Annotated in this window: 20 protein-coding genes and 2 pseudogenes; 12 read left to right on the plus strand and 10 right to left on the minus strand. The window is 68.8% G+C overall.

What is annotated here, in order from left to right; translation table 11 throughout:
- The first annotated feature begins 93 nt into the window (after positions 1–93).
- Positions 94–660 carry a TetR family transcriptional regulator C-terminal domain-containing protein gene (locus ACIRP7_RS44575; protein WP_403672469.1) on the plus strand — a complete coding sequence of 189 codons (567 nt, stop codon included), beginning with the start codon at positions 94–96 and terminating at the stop codon, positions 658–660.
- 90 nt (positions 661–750) lie between these two features.
- Here the strand turns inward: ACIRP7_RS44575 and ACIRP7_RS44580 are convergent, their stop codons facing one another.
- Entirely contained in the window at positions 751–1,356 is a 606-nt protein-coding gene (locus tag ACIRP7_RS44580; protein ID WP_403672472.1) for a CGNR zinc finger domain-containing protein, read from the minus strand.
- A 265-nt stretch (positions 1,357–1,621) separates the two neighbouring features.
- Between ACIRP7_RS44580 and ACIRP7_RS44585 the strand changes: the two genes are divergently transcribed.
- Positions 1,622–2,470 (plus strand): MBL fold metallo-hydrolase, encoded by an 849-nt coding sequence (locus tag ACIRP7_RS44585; protein ID WP_403672475.1) that lies wholly within the window; start codon positions 1,622–1,624, stop codon positions 2,468–2,470.
- Between the two features lie 315 nt (positions 2,471–2,785).
- Here the strand turns inward: ACIRP7_RS44585 and ACIRP7_RS44590 are convergent, their stop codons facing one another.
- From ACIRP7_RS44590 to ACIRP7_RS44605, 4 genes are all read right to left on the minus strand, one after another.
- A complete protein-coding gene (locus tag ACIRP7_RS44590; RefSeq protein ID WP_403672478.1) occupies positions 2,786–4,045 on the minus strand; it encodes an MFS transporter in 1,260 nt (419 codons plus the stop codon).
- Between the two features lie 113 nt (positions 4,046–4,158).
- A complete protein-coding gene (locus ACIRP7_RS44595) occupies positions 4,159–4,728 on the minus strand; it encodes a TetR/AcrR family transcriptional regulator (RefSeq protein ID WP_403403589.1) in 570 nt (189 codons plus the stop codon).
- 125 nt (positions 4,729–4,853) lie between these two features.
- Positions 4,854–5,858: an NAD(P)-dependent alcohol dehydrogenase gene (locus tag ACIRP7_RS44600; protein WP_403672481.1), complete on the minus strand. Its 1,005-nt coding sequence runs from the start codon at positions 5,856–5,858 to the stop codon at positions 4,854–4,856.
- Positions 5,859–6,010: 152 nt separating this feature from the next.
- Positions 6,011–6,637, minus strand: a complete 627-nt coding sequence (locus tag ACIRP7_RS44605) for a TetR/AcrR family transcriptional regulator (protein ID WP_403672484.1) — start codon at positions 6,635–6,637, stop codon at positions 6,011–6,013.
- 259 nt (positions 6,638–6,896) lie between these two features.
- Between ACIRP7_RS44605 and ACIRP7_RS44610 the strand changes: the two genes are divergently transcribed.
- From ACIRP7_RS44610 to ACIRP7_RS44625, 4 genes are all read left to right on the plus strand, one after another.
- Entirely contained in the window at positions 6,897–7,625 is a 729-nt protein-coding gene (locus tag ACIRP7_RS44610; protein ID WP_403672487.1) for a flavin reductase family protein, read from the plus strand.
- Entirely contained in the window at positions 7,622–8,848 is a 1,227-nt protein-coding gene (locus tag ACIRP7_RS44615) for an alpha/beta fold hydrolase (protein WP_403672490.1), read from the plus strand. The genes ACIRP7_RS44610 and ACIRP7_RS44615 overlap by 4 nt, the downstream gene beginning before the upstream one ends.
- Before the next feature lie 24 nt (positions 8,849–8,872).
- Positions 8,873–9,763, plus strand: a complete 891-nt coding sequence (locus ACIRP7_RS44620) for an alpha/beta hydrolase (protein ID WP_403672493.1) — start codon at positions 8,873–8,875, stop codon at positions 9,761–9,763.
- 79 nt (positions 9,764–9,842) lie between these two features.
- Positions 9,843–10,631, plus strand: a complete 789-nt coding sequence (locus tag ACIRP7_RS44625; protein WP_403672496.1) for an enoyl-CoA hydratase/isomerase family protein — start codon at positions 9,843–9,845, stop codon at positions 10,629–10,631.
- Between the two features lie 101 nt (positions 10,632–10,732).
- On the opposite strand, the gene ACIRP7_RS44630 is transcribed toward ACIRP7_RS44625, so the two are convergent.
- The gene (locus tag ACIRP7_RS44630; RefSeq protein WP_403672500.1) at positions 10,733–11,218 is read right to left on the minus strand and encodes a winged helix-turn-helix transcriptional regulator; all 486 of its coding nucleotides are present in this window, start codon (positions 11,216–11,218) and stop codon (positions 10,733–10,735) included.
- A gap of 126 nt (positions 11,219–11,344) precedes the next feature.
- Between ACIRP7_RS44630 and ACIRP7_RS44635 the strand changes: the two genes are divergently transcribed.
- From ACIRP7_RS44635 to ACIRP7_RS44645, 3 genes are all read left to right on the plus strand, one after another.
- Positions 11,345–12,199: an alpha/beta fold hydrolase gene (locus ACIRP7_RS44635; RefSeq protein ID WP_403672503.1), complete on the plus strand. Its 855-nt coding sequence runs from the start codon at positions 11,345–11,347 to the stop codon at positions 12,197–12,199.
- Positions 12,200–12,201: 2 nt separating this feature from the next.
- Positions 12,202–12,516, plus strand: a complete 315-nt coding sequence (locus ACIRP7_RS44640) for a putative quinol monooxygenase (RefSeq protein WP_403672505.1) — start codon at positions 12,202–12,204, stop codon at positions 12,514–12,516.
- Positions 12,517–13,359: 843 nt separating this feature from the next.
- Complete coding sequence (locus ACIRP7_RS44645; protein ID WP_403672508.1) at positions 13,360–14,124, plus strand: SDR family NAD(P)-dependent oxidoreductase; 765 nt, start codon at positions 13,360–13,362, stop codon at positions 14,122–14,124.
- A gap of 89 nt (positions 14,125–14,213) precedes the next feature.
- On the opposite strand, the pseudogene ACIRP7_RS44650 reads toward ACIRP7_RS44645, so the two are convergent.
- Together ACIRP7_RS44650 and ACIRP7_RS44655 are read right to left on the minus strand one after the other, a co-directional pair.
- Positions 14,214–14,858: pseudogene (locus ACIRP7_RS44650) on the minus strand (SDR family NAD(P)-dependent oxidoreductase); the annotation flags it as partial.
- A 1,070-nt stretch (positions 14,859–15,928) separates the two neighbouring features.
- The gene (locus ACIRP7_RS44655) at positions 15,929–17,086 is read right to left on the minus strand and encodes an FAD-dependent monooxygenase (RefSeq protein WP_403672511.1); all 1,158 of its coding nucleotides are present in this window, start codon (positions 17,084–17,086) and stop codon (positions 15,929–15,931) included.
- 88 nt (positions 17,087–17,174) lie between these two features.
- Between ACIRP7_RS44655 and ACIRP7_RS44660 the strand changes: the two genes are divergently transcribed.
- Positions 17,175–17,732, plus strand: a complete 558-nt coding sequence (locus ACIRP7_RS44660) for a TetR/AcrR family transcriptional regulator (protein WP_403672513.1) — start codon at positions 17,175–17,177, stop codon at positions 17,730–17,732.
- Between the two features lie 79 nt (positions 17,733–17,811).
- Here the strand turns inward: ACIRP7_RS44660 and ACIRP7_RS44665 are convergent.
- Positions 17,812–19,003: pseudogene (locus tag ACIRP7_RS44665) on the minus strand (IS110 family transposase).
- 340 nt (positions 19,004–19,343) lie between these two features.
- On the opposite strand from ACIRP7_RS44665, the gene ACIRP7_RS44670 reads away from it, so the two are divergent.
- Positions 19,344–20,093 carry a transposase family protein gene (locus ACIRP7_RS44670; RefSeq protein ID WP_403672516.1) on the plus strand — a complete coding sequence of 250 codons (750 nt, stop codon included), beginning with the start codon at positions 19,344–19,346 and terminating at the stop codon, positions 20,091–20,093.
- A gap of 241 nt (positions 20,094–20,334) precedes the next feature.
- On the opposite strand, the gene ACIRP7_RS44675 is transcribed toward ACIRP7_RS44670, so the two are convergent.
- The gene (locus tag ACIRP7_RS44675; protein ID WP_403672519.1) at positions 20,335–20,499 is read right to left on the minus strand and encodes a hypothetical protein; all 165 of its coding nucleotides are present in this window, start codon (positions 20,497–20,499) and stop codon (positions 20,335–20,337) included.
- Positions 20,500–20,727: 228 nt separating this feature from the next.
- Between ACIRP7_RS44675 and ACIRP7_RS44680 the strand changes: the two genes are divergently transcribed.
- On the plus strand, positions 20,728–21,423 hold the full coding sequence (locus ACIRP7_RS44680) for an SMI1/KNR4 family protein (protein ID WP_403672522.1): 696 nt from the start codon (positions 20,728–20,730) through the stop codon (positions 21,421–21,423).
- Positions 21,424–21,851 lie beyond the last annotated feature (428 nt).

Consider the following 21,851-nt stretch of genomic DNA (forward strand, 5'->3'; position numbering starts at 1 on the left):
CTCCGCGTGAAGTCCATGCCGAGTATGAGAAGTTGCGAATCGCCGCGTAAAATTAACGGTCAGAAGCCTGTCCGGAAAACGCGAGGCCCCTCAGTGACCGCCGCGGTGGACTGGTTCCACGCCAAGGGCTACCACGGGACCAGCGTCAATGACATCGCTGTCGCCGCCGGTGTCCCCAGAGGCTCTTTCTACAACCACTTCGCGAGCAAGGAGGAGCTGGCGGCCATCGTGCTGCAGCAGTACGGCCAGACGCGTCGGCTGGAGGAGCTGAGCGATCCGGCCGTGGCGCCCCTGGAGCGGCTGCATCGGTACTTCGAGTTCCTGCGTGACGAACAGGTGGAGCATCACTTCACCCGTGGCTGTCTCTTCGGCAACTTCGGGAGCGAGATGGCAGACCACAGTGAGGTGCTGCGCGGCGGCGTTGAACATTGCCTGGGGCGATGGCGGGCGGCGCTGACCGAGGTCCTTGCCGAAGCGGTGCGCAGCGGAGCGGTGCGTGCGGGGCTCGATCCCGAAGCGGCCGCTCTCTTCATCCTGTGCGCCTGGGAGGGCGCTCTCGTCGCCGCGCGGTGCGGTCGCTCGGACGAGGCGTTCAGCACGTTCTTCCGCGTGGTCTTCGGCAGTTTGCTCCAGCCCGGCCAGGACAACGCTCCGCTCTGAGCCGTCGCGAGCCGGGCCGTCGGTCCCGCTGCGCGGCCCCCTCGGCGGCCCGTGTGCAATCGAGACTTCTGCGACAGCGGCGGGGCTGCCTCAGTGCCGGAGGCCCGACTGCTCAGGGGTGCGCTGGCGGGCGCGGTAGGCGCGAAGGTTGGCGGGGTGACCGCACTTGCGCACGTCGTGCCAGACACCGCTGTTGTTCCGTGACCGGTCGAAGAACGTTACCCGGCACCGCTCGCTGCGGCAGACCTTCAGCCGCCGCCAGGTGTCGGCCCGCTGGGCATGGAGCATCTCGATCAGGATCAGTGAGACCACCGCCCGCCAGCCGCTGCCGGCCGGCTCCACCTGGACGGTGCCGTCCGGGTCGAGCCGCAGGGCTGCGTCGAACGGAACCTGCGGGAGCGGGGGGCTGTGCTCGCCGGCCGGCTCTTCCCCGGCCCTGGTGAGCCAGTCGCGCAGCCCGTCACGGAAGGCACGCAGGCGCTGCACATCGTCGCCGTCGAGCCGGATCGACTGGTCCTGCGCCGGGTTACGGTCGCGCCAGCCCGTGTTCAGCCAGGCCTGGGCGTCGTCGCGGTCCAGCAGGAGATCTGTCTCCCGGGGTTTGCCGGCCGACAAGGTGTTGAGCAGGTCCTGGACCAGGGCCAGCCCGTCGGGGGCGGACTCGATGTCGTATCGGTCGGTGGCGGGCCATGTCATGAGGAATACGACTCCAGCAGCGACTGAACGTGAGGCGGAAATAGGCGTAGCTCCATCGCATATTACCTCATTGTCCTGCCCTTCGGAGGCTGGGGGGCTGCGCGGCGTTCGGGGCGGAGTGTGGCCGCCGGGGTGCTGGCCGGCCTTGCGTGAAGACGTGCGCACCAGTACAAAGTAATAGGCAAAAGTCGTTTGCGTATAACGCTCTTGCTTGATCACCTGGCGCTCTTCGCTTCCCAGCCTCCGACCGAACAAGGGAGCTCTCATGCCGCACGGCCAACTGACGTACGAGGTCTTCGTCGCCCCGGGGATCCCCACGACGGTCACGGATCTGCCGCCCGACCTGGACCGTCGGATGTGGTCGCCGATCTCCTCGACCCTCATCCAGGGAGAACGGGACGCCGTGCTCGTCGACCCGCTCATGACGATCGCCCAGGCCGACGCGCTGAGCGAGTGGGTGGCGGCCCGGGGCAAGCGGCTCACGGCGGTGTACATCACTCACGCACACGGCGACCACTGGTTCGGACTCGCGAAGATCCTCCAGGACTTCCCGCAGGCCCGTGCACTGGCACTGCCGCATGTGGTCGAACGCATGCGGGCGCAAGCGAACCCGGACTTCGTGAAGTCCTTCTGGAACGCCCGCTTCCCCGGCCAGATCCCTGAGAACCTTGTGCCGGCCCAGCCCATGGACGAGCCGTTCATCGAGCTCGAGGGACACCGGCTCGAAGCCGTCCCGCTCGGGCACACGGACACTGACGACACCACGTGTCTGCACGTACCCTCCCTGCGGCTGGTGGTGGCGGGGGACGCTGTGTACAACAACGTCCACCTCTACCTCGCCGAGTCTGCCCAGGAGGGCAGGCAGGAATGGCTCGCGGCGCTCGACCGTATCGAAGCCCTCGACCCGCGGCTGGTCGTGGCCGGCCACAAGGACCCCCAGGCGCCGGACACGGCGGGCGCCATCGAGCAAACGCGGGACTACATCCACGACTTCGCACGCCTGGAGCAGGAGGCGGAGTCCGTCCTGGACCTCTACGAAGCGATGCTCAAGATCCACCCCGACCGGATCAACCGCGGGGCGTTGTGGGGGTCGGCGCGGTTCGCTCTCGGGTGACCGGCGGGTGCGTGAGGAGCACTGAGCGCCCAGAACTCCTCCGGCAGTGCTGAACGGGGCCTGAAGGCCCGGCCCACCGCGGGCCGGGCCTTCACCATGTCCGCGACGTGCACACCGGTAGGTACAAGCGCCGCACCGCGGCGAGGCACGAGCGGCCGGGGCCGCGGCAGGCGATGCCGTGAGGGTCGCGTGCCACGGCGAAGCCGGAGCGAACCGCCGGGCGGTGTTCCGGCCGCGTCGTGGTACCGGGACTGCCAGCCGGGGTGGTGCCGGATGCCGGCCGGGGCAGAGAGCGCCGCCGGCCGGCGGTACCCGTCAGTCCAGGGCGGCGGCCCGGACCTCTTCGGGGCTGACCGCGACGACCGCTTCCTGCGCCGTCGCGCGACGCGCGGACAGGGCCATGAATCCGAGAGCGAGGACGCAGGCGATCGCGCTCGCGACGGTACCCAGCGCCGCGGAACTGCGGACACCGGCGGCGTTGACCGCGATGCCGCTCAGCAGTGAGCCGCTCGCGACGGCCACCTGCACCACGGCCGTGAAGGTCGCGTTGACGGCCTCGGTGGAGAACCTGTCCTGTCCGTCGGTGTAGAGCCAGTGCTGCAGAGCCACCGGCGCGTTGCCCCACGCCAGCCCCCACAGGGCGAGCCCCACGCAGACGGACACCGTCACCGTGCCGCCCGCGCTCAGCGCCAGGAGCCCGATGGCACCGAAGACGAGGGTGGCGATCACGGTGCCGCGGATGCTGCGTCCCAGGAGCGCGCCGCCGCCGAAGTTGCCGACGATGGTCAGCGCGCCGTACCCCAGCAGCAGACCGCTGGCCGGTCCGGCGCTGAGGCCGGTGACGTCGTGCAGGTAGGGCACGACGAAGGTGTAGGCGCTGAACTGGGCGAACACGACAAGGAAGACGACGGCGAGGACGACGTTCGCGGGCACCGAGCGCAGGAGCGGACGGAAGTGCGCCATCGTCACGCGGTCCGCGGCGGGTATCTTCGGGATCGCCAGCGCCTGGATGAGGGAGGCGATGACCGCGACCGCGGCGGCCGCGACGAATGTCGCCCGCCAGCTGGTGTGGGTGGCGATGAGGCTGCTGCTGGGCACACTGACCACGGATCCCACCGCGATGGCGCCGAAGACGACCGACGACGCGGTGTGCACGATCCGTGCGGGGACGAGCCGCGCCGCGGCGGAGACGGAAGTGGCCCAGACGCCGCCGATGCTGATGCCGAGGATCAGCCGGGAGACCAGCATCATCGCGAAACCGGTCGTCGCGGCGGACAGGATGCACGAGACGGCGATCAGTGCCGTGAGTCCGATGATGGCCAGGCGCCGGTCCAGGCGTCGCATGAGGACGGTCGCGGCGGGTGCGGCGATCGCGCCGGAGAGGGCGGGCAGGGTCACGAGCAGGCCGGCGGTGCCTTCGGTGACGCCCAGACCGTCGCTGATCTGAGGCAGCGCGCCGACCGGCACGAACTCCGAGACGACCACGGCGAAGGAGCCCAGGGCGATGGCCACCACCGGTACCAGCGGATGCCTGGGGCGCGGACGGGCGTGCGAGGCGGAGGGCGGTGAGGACATGACAGTTGCCTTTCTCGGGGAAACGATCTTTTGAGACCGATCGGTGCGGAATTAGGGTGTGCGAAAGACGCGGAGGACAGGAACGGGGGAGAGGGCCGGTTGAAGGCGGTGGGTCAGCGTAGAGACGACAGCAGATCGTCCGCGGCCGCGTCGAGCTCCGGGTCCGTCGACCCCAGGCGCGCCTGCACGCGCAGACCGAGCCAGCCGTTGTGGACCGCCTGCGCGGCGCGGTCGAGTTGCTGGGGCCGGGCGGCAGCCCACCGCTCCTCCTGGCCCAGGAGCCAGGCGATCCGCTCGGTGGAGCGAGCGAAGTATCCGCAGACGGCGCTGTGCACGGCGGGGTCGTCCGGGCGCTCCGTCGCCGCGTTCACGGCGAAGCACCCCGCCGGGCAGCCGGGCAGGCTCACGCGTGACCGAAGCAGCGCGCGTGCGCCGGCGAGTCCTTTGCCCGGTGCGGACTCGACCGCTTGTGCGTGGGACTCCTCCGCGTGCTCGATGTAGGTCGTGAGCGTGCGCAGGTAGAGGTCGTGCTTGCTGCCGAAAGTGTCGTACAGGCTGCGCTTGCCGATACCCATGGCGGCCGCGAGGGCATCGGTGGAGGTGCGCTCGTAACCGTTCTGCCAGAACTCGAACAGCGCCTTCCGCAGCGCGTAAGCCGGTTCGAAGCTCTTGGTTCGTGCCATGAGGGCCCTCCTGATAAGAACAGTAGGTAATGAGACCGATCGGTGCAATATGCGGGCGGGGAGACGGACGCCACACTTCGCCGCTGCTCGGGCCGGCATGGGGCCGCTCCCCGCCGCACCGGGGCTCACATCTCGATGGCGACCTTGCCCAGGTGTGCGCCGGAGGCGAAGTAGCGCAGCGCTTCGCTCAGTTCCGCCAAGGGGAAAGCCCGGTCGATCACGGGCCGCAGTCCGGAGTCCTCGACCGCGCGGACCAGGTCGCGCTGCTGCTCGTGGTTGCCGACGAGGACGCCGTTCAGGCGGATCTGCTTCATGTTGATGGCGCCGGTCGGGATGTCCCCGGACAGCCCGGTCAGGACGCCGATCACAGAGACGCGTCCACCGACGCGGACGGCCTGGATGGACTGCGGCAGGGTGGACGGACCGCCCACGTCCAGGATGAGATCCGCACCGTGGCCGTCCGTCAGTTCGCGGACCCGCTCCCCCCACTGGGGCTGGGACCGGTAGTTGACGACATGGTCCGCTCCGAGCGCCGTTGCGCGTTCGAGCTTCTCGTCGGAGGAGGAGGTGACGATGGCGGTGGCGCCGGAGAGTTTCGCGAGCTGCAGGGCGAAGACGGAGACGCCGCCGGTGCCCTGCAGCACGATCGTGTCACCGGGCCTGATGCCGCCGTTCTCGTGCAGGGCCGCCCATGCCGTGAGCCCGGCCACGGTCAGGGTGGCGGCTTCGGCGTGGGAGTAGCCGCGCGGGGCCCGCTCGAACTGGGCCGCGGGCGCGACGACGACCTCACGTGCGTAGCCCGGTACACCTATGCCGGGAGTGGTGCCGAAGTGGTCGATCACCGCTCTGCCGGCCCGCCATCCGGGGAAGAAGCGCGCGAAGACCGCGTCGCCGACGGCCAGTTCGGTGACTGACTCGCCCACGGCCTCGACCACTCCCGCACCGTCTGCCAGGGGTACGTGACCGACCGGGGTGTCCGTGCTGCCCATGACGATGGTGTCGTGATAGTTCAGGGCGCCCGCGTGGACGCGTACCCGCACCTCACCTGGTCCGGGCTGGCCCGGATCCGGGAGGTCGGTGACCTCCAGGACGTCCTTTTCACCGGGATGCCTGACGATGACGGCCTTCATGGCGTTTCTCCTTCACATGACGACGGGTGGGCCGCCGGGACGCGTGGCGCTGGCACGTCCCGGCGGCCGGGAAAAATAGATTACACACTTCATCTATTTTGGCCGCGTCGGGGGGTCGGGAGATCGATCTGCGGTGCGGCCGACGGGAAGTGTCATTGGTCCGACGATGCGACCGCGGTGCGGGCCGTGTCCAAAAGCTGCTCCGACAGGGGGGATCCGGCCGTCGCCCGGGCCAGTACCAGCGCTCCGACCATGGTGCAGAGCATCGCGAGGGCCTCGTCGGGCACCGCCGAGCCGTCGGCCTCGGCCTTGCGTGGGGGCGCCGCCGCGTCCGGCGTGTCCGGCGCCCCCTCTGCGAGCCAGCCGGCCAGCTCGCGGACTCCGTGGACGTAGCGCTCCTTGGCCGGCGAGCCCGGTGGCTGCCGGGCGACGTCCGCGCCGAGGGCGGAGGCGGGGCACCCGGTCGCCGCGCTGTCGCGGTGCTCGGGCGAGAGGTAGTAGTCGATCAGCGCCTCACGGGCCGCGGCGCGATCGCCGTTGCCCGCCGCCTCGAACCCGGCCAGGAGTGCCCGCAGTTCCTCGAAGGCGCGCTCCGTGGCCTCGCCCTGGAGGGCGTCCTTGGAGCGGAAGTGCCGGTAGAAACCGCCGGTCGTCAGCCCTGCCGCGCCGGTCAGCTCCGCGAGGCCGACCTGGAAGCCCTGTTCCCGGAACATCCTCGAAGCGGCGGCGACGATCTGCTCGCGGTGCTCGGCCGCCTGTGCGCGTGATGCCCGGCCCATGGTGCAGCCCCTTCCTGTCACGTCGGCCTCCGATCCTACGGCCGGCGCACCCGCGCCCAGCCTTGCGTGAAATAGTCATAGCCAATACAGTTATTTCACTCTGTGGGTGGCGGCGCAGTTCCCCGTCGGCCCCCTGTGGCGGCGGTCGGCAGACGGTACGGCCGCCGTACCGCGCAGGCTGAGCACGCGGACCACGTGCACCCCGGAGATTCCGCGCGGCAGTCAGGATCGTGCGGAAATCAGTCTGAAAGGTGCACAGATGTTCGTCGATGCCGCAGATCTGGACGCCAAGTCGGCCTACAAACTCCTCATCGGGGGGATCATTCCTCGCGCGATCGCCTGGGTGAGTACCGAGTCCGCCGACGGCGTGGGAAACCTCGCACCGGTGTCCTTCTTCACGGCCGTGGGCCGTAAGCCGCCCATGCTGTCGATCTCCCTGCAGCCCCGGGCGGACGGCGTCACGCTCAAGGACACGTTCATCAACATCCGCGACACGGGTGAGTTCGTGGTCAACACGGCGACGCTTCCCCTCGCCGGCCACCTGCACCGTTCGGCCTTCGAGTTCGAGAGCGACGTCGACGAGTTCAGCGCGTTGGAGCTGGAGACCGAGGCCTCGCAGGAGGTACGTCCGCGCCGGGTGAAGGACACGCCCATCGCCTTCGAATGCCGGCTGCGGCGCATCCTGCCCGTCGAGGGCAGCCTCGACCACGTGGTGTGGGGCGAAGTGGTGCGCTTCTACGTCCGGGACGACCTCTATCTGCCGGGCGGGCGCATCGACACGGCCGCCATTCCGTCCGTCGGCCGCCTGGCGGCGGAGTACACGCTGGTCAACACCGTCTTCACCACGCCACTGGACGACGACCTCGTCGCCAGGCATGCGCAGACACGCATGCACCGTCTCGACGAACACGCCTCCGACTTCTCGCCCATCGACACCGACGCGTGGTCTGCGTCCGGCTCCACCATCACCGAAGGGCCCAAGGCATGACCCAGACAGCGGGTTTGACGAGAACGGAGCGGGTGGCGGACACCGACATTCGCTTCAGGCGCCGGGGCACCGGTGACACAGCCCTCGTGTTCGTTCACGGCTTCCTGGACGACCAGTACGTCTGGGACGGGGTGATCGACGCGCTGGCCGCACCCGGCTTCGAGTACGTCCAACTCGATCTCGCCGGAAGCGGGGACCGCACCGCCTCCGGCGGGCCGTTCGACCTGACCCGCTTCTCGCAGGACGTCGGAGCGGTCGTGGAGGCGCTGGACAAGCCGTTCGTCCTCGTGGGCCAGAGCATGGGGACCCTCGTCGCCGAACTGATGGCAGCGGGCCACTCCGTCCCCGCGCTCGGCCTGGTACTGCTCTCGCCCGTGCCACTGGCCGGTGTCGGCCTCCCCGCAGAGGCGGCCGAGATGTTCCGCTCGCTGGGCGGCGACGCCGACGGCCAGCGCACGGTACGCCGGCAGCTGTCCGTCGCTCTGCCGGAGGCGGAACTCGACCGGCTGGTCGTGACTGGCACCCGGATCCCGGACCCCGTCGTCCGTGATCTGGTCGACTGCTGGAACGACGGAGACCCGCGCGGGCAGACGCCGAGCGAATACCAGGGACCCGTCCTGGTGGGCCGCGGCGCCGCCGACGGCTTCGTCACCGACGAACTGGTGAAGGCCCACGTGATGCCCCGCTTCCGGGCACCGGGGTCCTTCACCGTCCAGGGCGCGGGCCACTGGGCCCACGTGGAGGCGCCCGCGGAGGTCGCCGCCCGGATCGAGACATTCGTCACCGGCCTTCTCACGGCGGCCGGCAGCACGCCGCAGGCGCCCGGCCGGGGCTGGCGGGACGCCTTCGCCAGCAAGACCGACAGCGCCTTCGCCGCCGCGTTCGCCGAGGACATCGTCCTGGAGGCGAGCGTGCTGGCCCTCCCCGTCCAAGGACGCGACCAGGTCAAGGCCACGATGAGCGCGGCGAGCCGGATCTACGAGTCCCTTCAGTTCGTCCGGGAGACCGAGGCCGGGCCGCGCACCTACCTGGAGTGGGAGGCGACCGCCTTCGGCGGCCACGAAATCTTCGGCGTCACAGTCCTCACCAAGGACGACGAGGACCACATCAGCCACGTGGCCATCCATCACCGGCCCCTGGAAGCGGGTTTGAGATTCTCCGCCGAGCTGGGCGAACGCCTCGCCGGAAGCGTCGACCCCGGCCACTTCTACAACGCCCACTGACAACCCTCGGAACGGAAAATACCCATGGCCACACGCGAAGACGTGGAGTTCGAGGCCGAGCCGGGACTGACCCTGCGCGGATGGTTCTACCTGCCCGACAAACCGGGCCCCCATCCGGCGATCACGATGGCGCACGGCTTCGCCGGGGTCAAAGAACAGCGGCTGGCGCAGTTCGCCGAGGTGTTCGCGCAGGCCGGGTTCGCCGTCCTGGTCCACGACCACCGCAACTTCGGCGCCAGCGACGGCACACCGCGCCACGACATCGACCCCTGGCAGCAGATCAAGGACTGGCGTCGGGCTGTCTCCTATCTGGAGAGCCGCCCGGAGGTCGACGCGCAGCGCATCGGCGTGTGGGGGACCAGTTACTCCGGCGGCCACGCACTGGTCCTGGGCGCCACCGACCGGCGCCTGCGCTGCGTGGTCGCGCAGGTGCCCACCATCAGCGGATACGAGCAGGGGCTGCGCCGGGTGGCTCCGGACGCCGTCGCCCAGCTGAACGAGGTCTTCGCCGCCGACGAACGCGCGCAGTTTTGTGGCGAAGAGCCCCGCACCCAGGCGATCGTCAGCTCCGACCCGTCGGTGCCGGCCTCCTACCGGGCTCCCGACGCCGTCGACTTCTACCTGAGCACGGCCCCCGACGGCTGGGAGAACAAGATCACTCTCCGGTCCAACGCGGCGGCCCGCATGTACGAACCCGGCGCGTGGATCTCCCGGATCTCGCCGACGCCCCTGCTGCTGATCGTCGCGAAGAACGACCCGATCACTCTCACGGACCTGATGCTCTCCGCTTACGAGCGCGCCCTCGAACCCAAGCGACTGCAGCTCGTCGACGGCGGTCACTTCGCGTCCTACCTCTCCGCATTCCCCACGACGAGCGCCGCCGCCCGCGACTGGTTCACCCTCCACCTGGGCTGACCCGCCGGCTGGTTCCGCTTCCGCATCCCCTCCGCACGCCCGGCCGCCGACAGCCGGCCCATTCCCCGAGAAGGACCTCATGCCCCGTCTCACCTACACGATCGACGACCGCCTGGCGACCGTGGTGCTGCAAAACCCGCCCCAGAACCGCCTGGACAAGCCCCTTGTGGAGGAACTCGCCGAAGCGCTGGCGGCCATAGCGTCCAGTGACGCCCGAGCCGTCCTCCTGCGCGCCGACGGGCCGGACTTCAGCTTCGGCGGCGACATCATGGACTGGCCCGACATGAACGTACGCGAGCTGCGCACCCTGTTCGAGCGGTACATGAACGTCTTCAACGAGTTCGAACGGCTGCCCATCCCGGTCGTCGCCGCCGTGCAGGGTCTGTGCGCCGGCGGCGGATTCGAACTCGCGCTGCGTGCCGACGTCATCTTCGCCGCCCAGAGCGCGCGGTTCGGTCACCCCGAGCAGTCGCTCGGTCTCGTCACCCTGCTCGGCGGCATCTACCGGGCCGCCGAGCGGGCCGGGCGGGCCCGCGCCTCCGAGTGGGCCCTGACATCGGAGCAGATCCCGGCCACGTCGATGGCCGAGGCGGGCGTGGTGAACCGGGTCCTTGACGACTCCGCTCTGCAAAAGGAGGCGACGGCGTTCGCACGCCGGCTCACCAGCGGCCCCACCCGGGCCTACGCCGCGCACAAGGCACTGCTGCGGGCCTGGCGCGTGGGCGGAACCGCGGCAGCCGACGAGGCGATGTTCGACATCGCCCTGCCCCTGTTCGAGACCGAGGACGCCCAGGCCGGTCTGGCATCGGCCGTGAACGCCCTCAGGGCCGGCCAGCCGCGCCCGGTGCTGGACTTCAGCGGGCGCTGACCTCGGCCACCGGGAGGATGAAGCGGCGGATGGCCGGGCGGCGGACAGCAGGTGCCACCGTTGCCCGCCGCCGCGGGGCCGATCGTCCGGCGGGGCGGCTGTCAGGCCTGGGCCCCGCCCGCCGCGGCGAGATCCGACTGGTGCACATCGCGGTCCGCGGTGATGACGGACGAGGGTCCCAGAACCTCGCCACACGCGCCGCAGTGGGTCTCCGGGTGCAGTACGGCACCGCAGCTGTGGCGGAAGGCGACGATGTTCTCCGGGTCCGTCCGGGCATACCGGTCACCCCAGTCGCGGATGGTGTGCAGGATCATGATCAGCTGATCGCCCGCCTCGGACAGGCTGTACTCGTAGCGGGCGGGGCTGGTCTCGTACTGCTGTCTGGTGATGACGCCGGCGGCCTCAAGGGACTTGAGCCGACTGGCAAGGATGTTCCGGGCGGCACCGGTGTTGAAGACGATGTCGTCGAAACGGCGGACGCCGAAGGCGATCTCGCGCAAGGCCAGCAGGGCCCACTTCTCGCCCAGGACGCGCATCGCGGCGTCGATGGAGCACACACGGGGGTCTGGTGTCCTGGCTCTTCTCACGCGACGAGGGTAGCCACAGCCATATGGGTTGTCAAATGCTACTCAGCAGGTCACCGGCTTGACGAAAGGGCACAGCACGTCTTAACTGGCGTGGATAGCAAAACGAAACTCACTAGGAGGGCCTTCATGGCCTACATCTCCGACACCGCGGACACCCTCCACGTCGAGGGCCGTCTGGCCCGGTATGCCTACCGGGACTTCGGCAAGGACGCGCCGGTACCCCCGCTGGTCCTGCTGCAGCGCTTCCGCGGCACCCTCGACCACTGGGACCCGGCCTTCCTCGAAGTCCTCGCCCAGGACCGGCGGGTCATCATCTTCGACAACGCCGGCGTCAGCGAGAGCACCGGCGAGGTGCCGACGACCATGGAGGGCATGGCGGAGTCGGCGTTCGACTTCCTGGCGGCCCTGGGTCTCGACGAGGTCGACCTGCTCGGCTGGTCGGTCGGCGGCTTCGTGGCGCAGCTTGTGGCGCTCGACCACCCCGAGCTGGTCCGGAAGCTGATCGTGGCCGGCAGTGGTCCGGGCGGCGTGCCCGGCACGCCGGAGCTGGAGCAGCGCGTCGTGGAGTACATGACCTCACCGGTGCCCTCCCAGGAGGCGTTCCTGTACCTCTTCTTCGGGCTCACCGACGAGGGCGTGCGGCTCGGCAAGGAGTCGCTCGCCCGGCTCGAAACCCGTCTTCAGCACTCCAAGGCGGACGTCCCGCCCGAGCGGTGGACCCATCAGCTCCAGGCCATCCAGCGCTGGAGCAGCGGTACGGGCTCGGCCTGGTCCCGGCTCGAGGAGCTGAAGCTGCCGGTCCTGGTGGCCAACGGCTCGCATGACGTCATGGTCGACTCAGGCAACTCCTTCGCCATGGCCCAGAAGCTGCCGACCGCCAGGACGGTGTTCTACAGCGGCGCCGGCCATGCCTTCCTCTTCCAGTACCCCGACGAGTTCGGCGGTGTGGTGCTGGACTTCCTCAACCGACAGGAGAAGTGAACATGCCCTCATACGGATTCTTCGTGCAGTTCGAAGCCAAGCCGGGCAAGGAGGACGACGTGGCCCAGTTCCTCGTCGACGCCAAGACACTGGTCGACGCGGAACCAGGCACCCTGGCCTGGTTCTCCTTCCGGCTCGGCCCCAGCTCCTTCCGGATCTTCGACGCCTTCCAGACCGAGGAGGACCGCGAGGCGCACCTGCAGGGCAAGGTGCGAGAGCAGATCGAAGCCCGCGCCGACGAGCTGTTCAGCGCCTTTCCCACGATCACGCCGGTGAACCTGCTCGCCGCCAAGCTCCCCGGCCAGGTGACCGAGTAAAGGATCGGGGCGTCGGCCGGACCCGCCGGGTGCAATGACAGGCAGATCGGCCCATCGGCCCACCGGCCCGCGGCTGTCCGTCCAGCCGGACCGTCGCACGGCTTCATCCGGGACATGGACGGCGCAGCGGTCTGCCGCCACCGACAGGCGGCAGAGCGCTGCGCACGCCTTCTCCTTCAGCCGTCTGGTTCTGTAAGTGGGAGCGGGGAACGTTTGTCGACGGCTTTGGGCAGCACTTAGCGATCACCGGGCCCGAAAATGTCGATGAGAGGTAGCAACGCTGTGGGGGGTGCCGTGCGGTGTTGAGGCGCTGTTTGCGGCAACTTCAATTGGCCTCACTCGGGTATTGAAGTTGGCCCCACCTTGGGTGGAGTGGGGGTGTGTGAGGGTCGTCAACCTGGCTCCGACAAGTTGTTTTGGCTCCACCCCGAACGAGTGGGTTCCCTGGCCGTGGGGCGGGGGCGGGGGCGGAGCGGTAGCGTGAGCCGCATCGGATCCGACTGGACGATGGGCCCCCGACAGGCACGTCGACAACACTGCGGATCTCGACCCGTGTTCGATCCGGGACCGCTGGATTCTCCGATCCGCGGTGGACGACGAGGACGGGCATTGGCGCGACCGACGGAGAACGGTGCGGGCCCAACCGGCCGAGGCCAGCGCCCCGCATGGGGCGCTGGCCTCGGTTCGTGAGCGGGTCAGGTCGGGTTGTTCAGGATCTTCGGCAATCCCCAGGTTGCTCATGTTTCACACTTGGTTGTGCAGTGAACGAAGGGGTGGGTAGCCGCGCTCGCTGTGGAGGCGGTCGTCGGGATGACGGGCGCTCGTGGCAGGGTTGGGGGCGGCATGAGCGGCGAGGGCTCGGGGGGTCTGATGGGCGGCACGGAACGTTCGGTAGTGATCAGCGGCGGTGGCACCGGGATCGGTCGGGCCATCGCCGCGAGGTTCGCGGGGCAGGGCGACAGGGTGACCATTCTGGGGAGGCGACCGGATGTCCTGCGCGCGGCGGCCCAGGAGATTGAAGGGGCCCATCCGGTGGAGGCCGTCGCAGTCGATCTTTCTGTGCCGGAAGAGGTCGAACAGAAGCTGGGTGAACTCCCCGAGCGTGTCGATGTCTTGGTGAACAATGCGGGCAGGCGCGGCACACCCGTGCGGGAGGGCGGCCTGAAGGAGGTCGCCGAGCGGTGGCGGCGGGACTTCGACAACAACGTTCTGCCGGCGGTCCTGCTCACCGAGGCGCTCCTGCCACGCCTGACCCGCCCCGGCGGCAGGGTGGTCACTCTCAGCTCCCTCGCTGCCCTGCGGGGAAACGGCGCCTACGGCGCAGCGAAGGCGGCCCTGCTGGCTTGGAACCACACGTTGGCCCAGCAGTTGGGGCCGCACGGAGCCACAGCCAATGTCGTGGTGCCCGGCTTCGTCGCAGGCACCGAGTTCTTCGGCGTGCCCGCAGGCGAGGAGGAGCTCGCCAGGCGGCGAGCTCAGACCCTGGTCGGCGGGGTCGGGGGGCCGGACGACATCGCTGCCGCTGTCGCCTTCCTGGCCTCGCCGGAAGCGCGCTACATCACGGGCGAATTCCTGAACAGCAATGGTGGGGCGATGCTCGGGCGTTGAACGGCCATCACGACCACTCTTTCGTCACGCGCAGCATTCGTCAGTGGCTCAAGATGGGGAACGAGGGTGTGAACCGCTCCGGTGTTGGCTCAGTGAACGGAGAACCCGCCGTCGACGAAGATTGCCTGCCCTGTGACATAGGCGGAGGCGCGGCTCGCCAGGAACACCGCTGCGCCCGCGAAGTCCTCGGCCAGACCGTTGCGCCCGACCATCGTGCGAGCAGCCAGTGCCGGTACCCTGTCAGGATCGGACGACAGCCGTGCGTTGAGCGGGGTCATGACGAACCCTGGCACAAGGGTGTTGCAGGTGACGCCGTAGGGCGACCAGGTCTCGGCCTGCGAACGGGCCAGTGACTCCAACGCCCCTTTTGAGACGCCGTAGGCGCCGCTCTGGACGAACGCCCTGTGTGCCTGCTGGGAGGTGATGTGGATGATCCGCCCGAAGCCTCGTTCAGCCATGCGGGGTCCGAACCGCTGTCCTAGCAGGTAGGGCGCCTCCAGGTTCACCGCCATCGTGGTGTCCCACACCTCCTCGCCCAACTCGCCCATCGGGGGCCGCAGGTTGACCCCGGCGGAGTTGACGAGGATGTCGGGCTCCCCGAATGCCTCTGCCGCAGCCTCGGCCGCTGCGCGCATGCCGTCGCGAGTGCTCAGGTCGGCGCTCACCCAGGCCGTCCGGCAGCCGTCGGCCGCCAGCTCGCCGACCGTCGCGACCAGCTCCGCCTCCTTGCGCGCGCGGAAGGTGGTCCACCGCTCCGATTCCACCCGGTTGCGGCCGGTGCAGACCTGCCGGACCGCGGGCTTGAGGTTGGCGTAACGGATGTGCTTGGTCGGGACACCGCCCAGCACCCGGAATGCCTCCGCGTGTCCCTCCAGAAACGACTCCTGGGCCTGCGAGGCGAACACCCTGTGGACGGCCTTGCCTGAATGCGACAGCCGCAACGTGAACAGGTGGCACTTGACCACCTCGCCGGCCACCCGCACCCACACGTCCGCGAAGTCGACCTCGGCTTCCTCGCCGGGCAGGTGTTCTTGGGGCACCATTCCCTCCAGATGCTGGCGGCCCTCACGGTCCTCCGCGACGATCTCCGGCCGCTGTTTGCGGACGTAGTTACGCAGAGTCGAATACGACGCCAGGTCGAAGTCATGTTCCTCGACCAGGCGCTTCTGGATCCGTTCGACGGTGTGTTCTGCTTCCGCGGGGCCTTCAAGTCGGCCCGCAACATCGCGTCGATCCACCCGGTGGCTGGGTCCAGGATGCGGAACTGCCGTTGACCGGACTTGCGCGGCGGCGGGATCGCGGAGGCCATGGCCTGCCGGACGGTTCGGCGGTGGACGCCGTACTTCGCCGCCAGGGCCCTCTGCGAGATCGATGGATCGAGACGGACGTCCCGACGGATGTTTTCGAACAGCTCGACACGCGAAACACGCAACCCGGCCTCCCGACACGGCCATGACCAAGGACACGGCCTCCGACATGACCGTGAACGACGGACACACCCTGTCGGGACCGAGTAGACAGCGCAGGCCATTCACTCGTACGAGGGCATGTCGCCTCAGAGCGGCATAGGTGGGGCCAAATCGAATGTCGATCAACTGGGCCAGATCAGAGTGCCGGAGTGGGGCCAACAAAACCTGTCACAAACAAGGCTCCTTGAAAATGGTTGCGGGCTCATCCAGGGGGCTGGCTCGCCTGACAGCCAGCCAGATTTGGGAGCGTCACGGACTGCCACGGGGGCGGCAGGCCATTGCGAAGCGACGCTCGAAGAGCGCCCTTGACCGGCCGTGGAGCGGGTCCGGTGCTGTCAGCCCAGGCCCGGCGGTGTCCAGTCGGCATGCCGCAGGGTGGTGCGGACCATCGCGCGGGAGGGGGCCAGTCGGAGAGCGGTGTTGCGCAGGGCGACGGCCAGGGGGTGCGTCAGTTGCTGGCCCATCCGGCCGGCCTGGCGGGCGGCGCGTGCGACGGACTGGCTGCGCGCGCGGCGCTCGGTGTCGTAACGGGCCAGCGCTGATTCGACGGTGGGTTCGGCGACAAGTGCGGCGGCCAGCACGGCGGCGTCCTCCAGTGCCTGGCAGGCGCCCTGGCCGAGGTTCGGTGTCATGGCGTGGGCCGCGTCACCGAGCAGCACGATCCGGCCTGCGGTGAAGGTGGGCAAGGGGGTCACCAGTTCGTGGATGTCGTGGTGCAGGACGGCGTCGGACCGGGTCGCGCCCAGCAGCTCGGGGATCGGATCATGCCATTCGCCGAAGCGGCAGCGCATTGCTTCAAGGGCGTCCGCATGCCGCACCCCAGGCGGCGAGTCGAGCACCGCGTGCCACTCGGCCCGGCCGTCGGCGAACGCGATGTGGCCGAACTCGGCGCCCTTCCCCCACGTCAGCTCGAAGTCGGTGTCCAACTCAACCGGACGCTCGGTGATGGCGCGCAACACGGTCGACCCGCTGTAGGCCGGGCCGGGGTGCTGAGGGAACAGCTGAGCCCGCAGCCGGCTGCCCACTCCGTCGGCGGCCACGACCAGATCCGCCTCCAGGACGGCCTCCCCGAGCGGTATCCGCACCCGACTCGGGTCAGAGCGGTCGACGGACGTCACCTCGGCCCCGACCACCAGGCACTCGGACGGCAGCGCCGCGCGCAGCAGTTGGTGCAGAACAGCCCGGGAGATACCGACGATCGGCGTGCCCAGTTCGCGCTCAAGAGCGGTCCCGTCCATCCGGGCCAGCCAGGCGCCACCAGGGACACGGGTGCCACCGGTGTACAGCGGCCGCGCAGCCGCGCGCACCGCCTCGCCGACGCCGAGGACGTCCAGGGCACGGATGCCGTTGGCGTGCAGGGAGATGCCCGCCCCCAAGTCGGCGAGGACGGGGGCGCGTTCGGCAACAGTCACCTCCCAGCCAATCAGGCGCAGACCGATCGCGGCAGCCAGCCCACCGATGCCTCCGCCCACCACCACCGCGCTGCCGCCCATACCGGCCCTCCCTCGTCCGCCCTGCCATGATCCTTCTACAGGTGTAGAAGGAGAGTATCCCGCTTCTCTACAGGTGTAGAAAAGGGGGATGCCCACAGACCGACGTACTGTCCTCGCCGATGCGGCCATCGGCGTGCTCGCCGAGGCTGGAATCCGGGGACTGACCCATCGCGCGGTGGACCGGGCAGCAGACCTGCCACCCGGCACCACGTCCGCCTACTACCGCACCCGCCAGGCACTGCTCACCGCGCTGGTCCGGCGTCTGGTCGCCCTTGACCAGGCAGAACTCCAAGTGATTGGGGAACAGGCGCCGGTGCCGCGGAGTGCTGAGGAACTGGTGGCCGGGATCGCTGCCTTCGTAGAGCAACGGCTCACGGGGGAGGGACGACGACGCTCCCTCGCGCGCTACGCGTGCGCCATCGAGAGTGTGCACCACCCCGAACTGCGCGAGATCCTCGTGCCGCGCCAGAACGCAGCACGACAAGCCGCGCGCGACTTCCTGGCCGGGCAAGGCGTCGCAGACGCCGAGGACCGGACTGTCACGCTGCTGACCTGTGTGGACGGATTGGTTTTCGACCGCCTGGTGGGGGGTGGAAGCGTATCGGACCGGGAGATCCGCGGGCTGGTGGCGGCGGCGCTCCGATAGCCCACTCCTGTCGGCACCGGGTGGGCCCGAACGACCAATGAGCGTTTTCAGTGTGGCCACTGATTCCTAATGCGGTCTGTCAAGCCGCGACGGGCCTCGGCGGGGTGAGCTCGTAGCAGCGCCCGTCGCGTAGGAGTGCCCAGAGGACGTTGACACGAGACGGCGGGCCAGGGCCAGGACCGCTTGGACGTGGCGCTTGCCCTCGGCTCGCTTGCGTTCGTAAAACGGCGAGAGTCTTCGCAGTAGCGGATGCTGAACAACGCGGAGATATAGAAGACGCGTTGGAGTCTGCGGTTGTAGCGTCGGGGACGGCGGAGGTTTCCGCTGATCTTGCCGGAGTCGCGGGGAACGGGGGCGACCCCACCGAAGCCGGCGAGGCGGTCAGCGGTTCCGAAGAGGTCCATGTCGCCACTGGTGGCGGCCAGGAACTCGGCACCGAGGATGACGCCCAGGCCCGGCATGCTAGTGATCACTTCATAGGCCCCGTGCTCGCGAAAACGAGCCCCGATCGTCTTGTCGATCTCGGCGATCTGCTGGTTGAGAGCCATCACCTCCGCAGCGAGGGTGTGCACCATCTGCGCGGTCAGTTTCTCCCCAGGCAGGCTGGTGTGTTGGCGTTCGGCTGCCTCGAGAGCTGTCGCGGCGAGCTGGTCGGCCCGCAGGACTCTGCGGTTGCGCAGCCACGTCTTGAGCCGTGTCTTGCCTGTCCGGCGGAGAGCGGCAGGTGTCTGGTAGCCGGTCAGCAGGACAAGAGGTCCGGTGTTGGTGAGATCCAATGCACGTTCCAGGCCGGGAAAGATGCCGGTGAGCTGGGCTCGCAGTCGGTTGATCGTGCGGGTGCGGTCGGCGACGAGGTCCAGGCGTCGACCGGTGAGGATCTTGAGGTCGGCGACGGTGTCGTGGGTGACGCGTAAGGGGTGCAGGTCGCGTCGGACGCGGACCTGGTCGGCGATGATGGCAGCGTCCTTGGCATCGGTCTTTCCCTCGCCGCGGTAGCTCTCCGAGGCGCGGTGGATGGCCCGGCCGGAGATGTAGTGCACCGACTGTTCGTGATCAAGCAGGAGCGCGATGGCCAGGGCGGCTCCGCCGTCGGCCAGGTCGATGCCCCAGGTCACCCTCTCGCCCAGTGCCAGGACGTCGGTGAGGAGCTGGAGCAGTTCAGGTTCGTCGTTGGCGATACGTCGAGACAGGAGCCGGTGGCCGCTCTCGTTGATTGCGACGCAGTGGTGGTGGGTCTTGCCTGCGTCGATGCCGGCCCAGATCGTGGTCATGGTCACGTGGTGCCTCCGTGCGGTGTGGTGCTGGTGCCTCCCGACGGACGACTTCGCTGTCGTGTCCCTACAGAGCGATCATTCGCAATTCCTAATTGGCAGCCGAGTCGTCGTGGGGTACCGGGCGGCCAATCAGTGGAAGCCACATCATCGGCTATCGGGTGACAGCCCCACCCGGTATCCCTGGGTGGGTGAACCATACGAAGGGCTCACCGCCTCCCACAGGACAACGTAGGGATCGGGTGACAGGGCGGTATGAGGTCGGGGTGCGCAACGGACAGGGCTCCCGTGCCGTTGAGGGAGGTGTTCGACGTCTCAACTCAGCAGCACAGGAGCCCTGTTGGTTCCGTATCCTGCCGCACTCGACCTGCCCCACGCCCTGGTCGAGTGGGTCACGATGCTCATCGTCACCCGTGAGGGTGACCGGCGGTGCAAACTCCCGCCGCACCGCCGTGCGCTGGTCGCACTCGTGTACCTGCGTCGCCATGACACCCTCGCCCGTATCGCCAGAGCCTTCGGGATATCCGTCGGGACCGCCCACGCCTATGTCACCGCGGTCACCGCTCTGCTCGCCGAGCAGGCGCCCGGCCTGCTGAAGACGCTGCGCATGCACGACCCGGACTTCGTCCTCCTGGACGGCACGCTCGCCGAGTGCGACCGCGTCGGCGACGGCCGCGCCGACTACTCCTCGAAACACAAGCGCCACGGTGTGAACGTGCAGGTCGTCACGGACCCGGCCGGTGAGATTCTGTGGCTGTCGCCGGCATTGCCGGGCCGGACCCACGATCTGACGGCCGCCCGCACCCACAAGATCCTCCGGATCTGTGCGCGCCAGGGCGTCCCGATCCTCGCCGACATGGCCTACATCGGTGCGGGCGACTGGGTCACCACCGCCAAGCGCCGCCCGCCGGGCGGCGAACTCACCCTCACCGAGCGGACCGAGAACCGGGCCCTGTCCGCGGCCCGGGCACCTGTCGAACGAGGCATGGCACGGCTGAAGTCCTGGCAGATCTTCCGCAGATCCCGCATCAGCCCCAATCGCATGAGCGTCATCACCAAGGCCGTCCTCACCCTGGAGAAGCAACGCTGAAAACGCTCAATGTGTCGGGGGTGGCGCCGCTCACTAGGGCCGCACATTCCCTGACTGGTCTGGACGACCAGCGCGTCGGGCTCAACGCGGTAGCCCTTCACGTACATCGCGGTCCTTACTCTCCGTGTGCTACTCGGCTGCGACGTTGTCATCATGACCCTTTCGGCGGTGGAACGGTGGATGGCGCCCGATCCGAGAGCCGCCAGGAACCGGGCCGGGCACCGTCTGGCTCGGTGTCGGCTCAGCCGGCGGCGAGGGTCTGGACCTCAGAGCTGGTCAGAGTCCGGTTGTAGAACGAGTGAGTGCCGGTGCGGGCGTTCGAGGTGACCACGGAGGATCTGCTGCCGCTGAGGGTCCACGGGCTGAGCGAGCCGGGTTCGAAGCCGGCGTTCGGCCTGATCGCCACCTCCGCACGCCGCCATGACACCGCTCTTGTGCGCAGAGCCGGGCCGTTCCCCGGACCCGCCTGTCGACCGGGTCAGCGGTCGGTCACCGCGAGCCGCTGCCTCGCGGGCTTCCAACTCCTCGAACAGCGAGCCCATCTGCCACCCCTCCTCCACCACCACGGTAGAGACGGGCGGCCGCGAACGCAGCCCAGACGGAGGTCGGATGTCGGTGGCAGGGACTAATGTCCGTGCTCACCGTCGATGGGAGAGCCGTGAACACGCACGTGCACTGGTCGGGAGTTCGGGAACGCGTCATCGCAGTGGAGGAGGCCGAGCGCCGAGCCCGTGGGCCGTCTCGATACCAGACGTTCGAACCCGTCCTGAGTCCCGCCGAGATCGCCGAGGTCGAAGCGCAGTTCGGTGTCGTGCTCCCCGACGAGTACCGCACGTTTCTGGCGGAGGTAGGAGCAGGTGGCCCCGGACCGGCATTCGAGCTCACGTCGTTGCGCAAAGTCGACGGGAAGTGGGGATGGGTCTGGGAGAACGACGAGGACCATCCCTGGCTGCTGGACCCCAGTGGGCAGTTCGTCGAGACGGAAGACTGGGCCGACCAGCAGGTAGCGACCCTTCGTGCCGCCGGGTACGAACCCACCACACGTGACGAAGACGACGACTATCTGGACGACTACCGCAACGTCTTCGGCGACGCTGGCGACGATGTCTGGTTCCTGGAACGCGGGCGGGGTGCGATCCCCATCAGCGACAACGGATGCGGGATGACCGGCTGGCTCATCGTCGTCGGCCCGCACCGCGGGGAACTCCGCGACCGAGACTGCGCGGTCAACCCGCCCTTCGAGCCGTACGTCGATGTAAACGGAAACCGTCACACCTTCCGCAGCTGGTACCTCGAGTGGCTTGAGCAACGCGAGAGGGAAACTCGATGATCAAGGGCTGGTGACCCTGGCCCGCCCCAACCCTTCCCTTCCCTTCCCTTCAAAGGAACTGCACCCAAAGACTTTGTCGTGTCTCATGAGACATGGGTCCGTCGAAACGACCGGGCCGTGGGTGTCTCGCCTCTGGCTGTCCAGGGGCGGGGGATACGGCCAGAAAGCTCCTCGGTCAGCTTCTCACCTCCCGTTGTCACTTACCGTGATCGCCCTTAGGTTGACGCTTACCGTGGAGGTTCTCAAGCTGGTAGGGGGCCGTTCGAAGGGGCCGTAGTCGTGAGTGGTGGGCAGAGTGAACTTCCCCGGCTGCTGACGGCGGCGGAGACGGCGGCGCCGGTGGAGGCCGTCGACGTGATCGCGGAGGATCTGCGGCGGCGTTTCGGGGCCAGGCAGGTCTCCTTCCTCATCGTTGACCTGACGGGGAA

Origin of the sequence: Streptomyces sp. NPDC102270, assembly GCF_044766405.1 — a bacterium.
Classification (GTDB): Bacteria; Actinomycetota; Actinomycetes; order Streptomycetales; family Streptomycetaceae; genus Streptomyces.

Excerpts from the sequence above, each read along its gene's own strand:
- ACIRP7_RS44610 (WP_403672487.1), top strand. The coding sequence starts at position 6,897 with ATGTTCGTCGATGCCGCAGATCTGGACGCCAAGTCGGCCTACAAACTC.
- ACIRP7_RS44655 (WP_403672511.1), bottom strand. The coding sequence starts at position 17,086 with ATGGGCGGCAGCGCGGTGGTGGTGGGCGGAGGCATCGGTGGGCTGGCT.
- ACIRP7_RS44625 (WP_403672496.1), top strand. The coding sequence starts at position 9,843 with ATGCCCCGTCTCACCTACACGATCGACGACCGCCTGGCGACCGTGGTG.
- ACIRP7_RS44640 (WP_403672505.1), top strand. The coding sequence starts at position 12,202 with ATGCCCTCATACGGATTCTTCGTGCAGTTCGAAGCCAAGCCGGGCAAG.
- ACIRP7_RS44595 (WP_403403589.1), bottom strand. The coding sequence starts at position 4,728 with ATGGCACGAACCAAGAGCTTCGAACCGGCTTACGCGCTGCGGAAGGCG.
- ACIRP7_RS44605 (WP_403672484.1), bottom strand. The coding sequence starts at position 6,637 with ATGGGCCGGGCATCACGCGCACAGGCGGCCGAGCACCGCGAGCAGATC.
- ACIRP7_RS44620 (WP_403672493.1), top strand. The coding sequence starts at position 8,873 with ATGGCCACACGCGAAGACGTGGAGTTCGAGGCCGAGCCGGGACTGACC.
- ACIRP7_RS44635 (WP_403672503.1), top strand. The coding sequence starts at position 11,345 with ATGGCCTACATCTCCGACACCGCGGACACCCTCCACGTCGAGGGCCGT.
- ACIRP7_RS44585 (WP_403672475.1), top strand. The coding sequence starts at position 1,622 with ATGCCGCACGGCCAACTGACGTACGAGGTCTTCGTCGCCCCGGGGATC.
- ACIRP7_RS44580 (WP_403672472.1), bottom strand. The coding sequence starts at position 1,356 with ATGACATGGCCCGCCACCGACCGATACGACATCGAGTCCGCCCCCGAC.
- ACIRP7_RS44660 (WP_403672513.1), top strand. The coding sequence starts at position 17,175 with ATGCCCACAGACCGACGTACTGTCCTCGCCGATGCGGCCATCGGCGTG.
- ACIRP7_RS44600 (WP_403672481.1), bottom strand. The coding sequence starts at position 5,858 with ATGAAGGCCGTCATCGTCAGGCATCCCGGTGAAAAGGACGTCCTGGAG.
- ACIRP7_RS44645 (WP_403672508.1), top strand. The coding sequence starts at position 13,360 with ATGAGCGGCGAGGGCTCGGGGGGTCTGATGGGCGGCACGGAACGTTCG.
- ACIRP7_RS44590 (WP_403672478.1), bottom strand. The coding sequence starts at position 4,045 with ATGTCCTCACCGCCCTCCGCCTCGCACGCCCGTCCGCGCCCCAGGCAT.
- ACIRP7_RS44615 (WP_403672490.1), top strand. The coding sequence starts at position 7,622 with ATGACCCAGACAGCGGGTTTGACGAGAACGGAGCGGGTGGCGGACACC.